At 40.5% G+C, this 3207-nt stretch carries 3 protein-coding genes; 1 reads left to right on the plus strand and 2 read right to left on the minus strand.

The features are described 5' to 3' along the window. Positions 1–20: 20 nt before the first annotated feature. Positions 21–1100, minus strand: coding sequence for an FUSC family protein (locus AC1DSB_RS16900; RefSeq protein ID WP_477531751.1), 1080 nt, complete (start codon positions 1098–1100; stop codon positions 21–23). A 235-nt stretch (positions 1101–1335) separates the two neighbouring features. Beyond that, the gene (locus AC1DSB_RS16905) at positions 1336–2625 is read right to left on the minus strand and encodes a glutamate-1-semialdehyde 2,1-aminomutase (RefSeq protein WP_477531752.1); all 1290 of its coding nucleotides are present in this window, start codon (positions 2623–2625) and stop codon (positions 1336–1338) included. 128 nt (positions 2626–2753) lie between these two features. Between AC1DSB_RS16905 and bcp the strand changes: the two genes are divergently transcribed. Further along, on the plus strand, positions 2754–3207 hold a 454-nt coding region (gene bcp / locus AC1DSB_RS16910; protein WP_477587172.1), incomplete at its 3' end, for a thioredoxin-dependent thiol peroxidase.

Raw genomic sequence — 3207 nt, forward strand, 5'->3', positions numbered from 1 at the left:
AGAGATGGCTGCCCTATCAATTAAAATTCATCTTCAAGCTCGACTTTTATTTCTTCACCGTGATAATTCTGGTGGGAAATGATAAGCGTATCTAAGTGTTCCAGTTGTTCTTCATAATCCAAAATTGCAGAAAGTACATGCAATAAATGATATGAAGAAAAAGACTCTTCTTCTTTGGATAGTGCGATTTCTCTCGCGAATATTTCCATTACTTCATGACGTTGAAGCGTAGCATCACTGCCGTTCCAAAACGAATGTTCCGGTTTTAACTTTCCTGTATATTTCAGATGTAGCTGTTCATGATATGTCAATAAAAAGTCCAGTCTTTCTTGAATCATCAAACGAAATTGATCTGGGAGATTGGCCAATTCATTTTCATGTAAATGAAGACGTTTCAGAACATCCCAGCTTTTATTAGCGGTTGAAATCATTTGACGATATACCACAAGTTTTCGGGCTTTCGCACGTTTTTCATTTCGGAAGTAGCTACGCTCTTCTTTATAGAATAAATAAAACTGATCGACTTTTATTAATCGTTCTCGCAACTTTTCAAGCGTATGTTTTGTGGCATTATGTTCAGAAGCTTGACGTTCCGCTAATCGCGTCCAGCGAATCAACTCATCGGTAGTCGAATGAATCGATTGAAATAACTTGGTTTCATACTTCGGTGGCATGAATACTAAGTTAACTACAAATGCGGCAAGCACACCGACCACAATAGTTGTAAAACGAATTAGAGCAAATGTTATAAAGTCATCGTTCTGTACTTCCATAATCGCAATAATTGTCACAAGCGCAAGTGAAATGGACTTCTCTAACTTTAATTTCAACATAATAGCAATCGTGATAACAGCGGCTAAACCCACGGCTACATAATTGTGGCCAAATAAAAGAGCAAAAATAACTGCAATTCCTGCACCAATAATATTACCTTGAATCTGTTCAATAATTGTTAAATAGGAGCGGTAAATGGAAGGTTGAAGGGCAAATATTGCCGCGATTCCTGCAAAAACAGGAGACGGTAAATGCAATAAATCAGCCATGTAGAGCGCAAAAACGATTGCGACACCTGTTTTAACGATTCGTGCACCAAGTTTCATATATGCTTTATTTCCTTTCCGACTTCTTAAAAAAGGCTTAAAAAAATGCCTTTCTGAAACTCTTTATTGTCTAGCTTGTTAGACCAGACTGCACCTCCATTTCATTCCTTCCATCGAGAAAAGGTTTCCATCGAGTTGTTGCAACACAAGAGTCTGTCTAAATTGGCCTGGATTGCTTTCTGAGTGACAGGCTTTTTGCTACTTTACAGCAGGGCAGCTTGTGGGTCAACCATACTTAGGCAAGTTTTGAAAATGCATAATCCACAGCGATTAACGATTGTTTAACATCTTCTTCAGTGTGAGCAGTCGTCAGGAACCAAGCCTCATACTTCGAAGGAGCCAAGTTGATACCCTGTTCCAGCATTAGTTTAAAGAATCGTCCAAAAATCTCGCCATCAGTCGCTTCGGCTTGTTCATAATTTTCTACTTTCACATCCGTGAAGTAAATTGTCAATGCACCCATTAAACGATTGATTGTGATTGTCACGTCATGTTTAGCGGCTGCTTTCAAAATACCTTCTTCCAACAGTGCACCTAAACGATCCATTTCTTCATATATACCCTGTTGCTTCAGTACTTCTAAACATGCAATTCCAGATAATATAGACGCTGGATTTCCTGCCATAGTTCCCGCTTGGTAAGCTGGTCCTAGTGGTGCGACATGTTCCATAATTTCTTTTCGTCCGCCGTATGCGCCGATTGGCAAGCCACCCCCGATGATTTTCCCAAGAGCAGTCAAATCAGGTGTCAAACCAAGCAAATCTTGTGCACCACCGTAGTGGAAACGGAATGCTGTAATTACTTCATCATAAACAATAAGTGCACCTTTTTGTTTGGCAATATCATGCACAAGAGGTAAAAAGCCTTCTTTTGGTTCGACAATCCCAAAATTACCGACGATAGGTTCAACTAAAATACAAGCAATTTCGTCGCCCCATTTTTCCATCGCTTCTTTATAAGCTTCTGGATCATTAAAAGGAATAGTGATTACTTCTTTTGCGATAGATTTAGGGACACCAGCAGAGTCAGGAGTACCCAGTGTCGCAGGGCCAGAACCGGCAGCTACAAGCACCAAATCCGAATGACCATGGTAACATCCAGCAAATTTCATGATTTTGGTACGTCCTGTATATGCACGTGATACTCGAATCGTCGTCATGACCGCTTCTGTTCCCGAATTCACAAAACGGACTTTATCCATCCCAGGCATAGCTTCTTTCAGCATTTTCGCGAATTTCACTTCATGAGGAGTAGGTGTACCATACAATAATCCATTTTCAGCTGCCTTAGTAATGGCTTGCGTAATATGTGGATGGGCATGCCCAGTAATGATGGGACCATAAGCTGCAAGATAGTCAATGTATTTGTTGCCATCTACATCCCAAAAGTATGCTCCTTGTGCTCTTTCCATGACAGTTGGTGAACCGCCACCGACTGCTTTGTATGAACGTGAAGGGCTGTTAACGCCTCCAACGATATGTTGTAAAGCTTCTTCATGTAATGCTTCTGACTTAGTTCTATTCATATTTATATCCTCCGTTCCTTTTCTAACATCCTTAATAATAGACAAAAAGGAAGGAGAACGCCAAGAAAATTGAAACTCCTGCCATTCTTAGGTACGATTAAACAAATAGTAAAGTGGAGGGAATGTTCATGACAACACTTGAAGGCATGCAAGCACCAGATTTCACATTACGAAACGAAAAAGGGGAAGAAGTTTCACTGCGAAATTACGCTGGGAATAAATATGTGCTGCTATATTTTTATCCGAAAGATTCTACTCCAGGGTGCACAACTGAAGCATGTGATTTCAGAGATATGCACGAATCTTTCCGTGACCTGAATGCCGTTATTTTAGGAGTCAGCCCGGACGGGGAACGAGCGCACACAAAGTTCATTGAAAAACACGGATTACCATTTTCATTATTGATTGATGAAGACCATGCAGTTGCAGAGGCGTATGGAGTTTGGGGTCTCAAAAAAATGTTTGGTAAAGAATATATGGGAATCGAACGTTCCACATTCCTAATCGATCCGACGGGAACTGTCGTAAAAGAATGGCGTAAAGTAAAAGTGAAGGGACACGTGGAAGATGCTCTCGTAACTT

The organism is Paenisporosarcina sp. P4_E4_2, assembly GCF_056401595.1.

Excerpts from the sequence above, each read along its gene's own strand:
- AC1DSB_RS16900 (WP_477531751.1), bottom strand. The coding sequence starts at position 1,100 with ATGAAACTTGGTGCACGAATCGTTAAAACAGGTGTCGCAATCGTTTTT.
- AC1DSB_RS16905 (WP_477531752.1), bottom strand. The coding sequence starts at position 2,625 with ATGAATAGAACTAAGTCAGAAGCATTACATGAAGAAGCTTTACAACAT.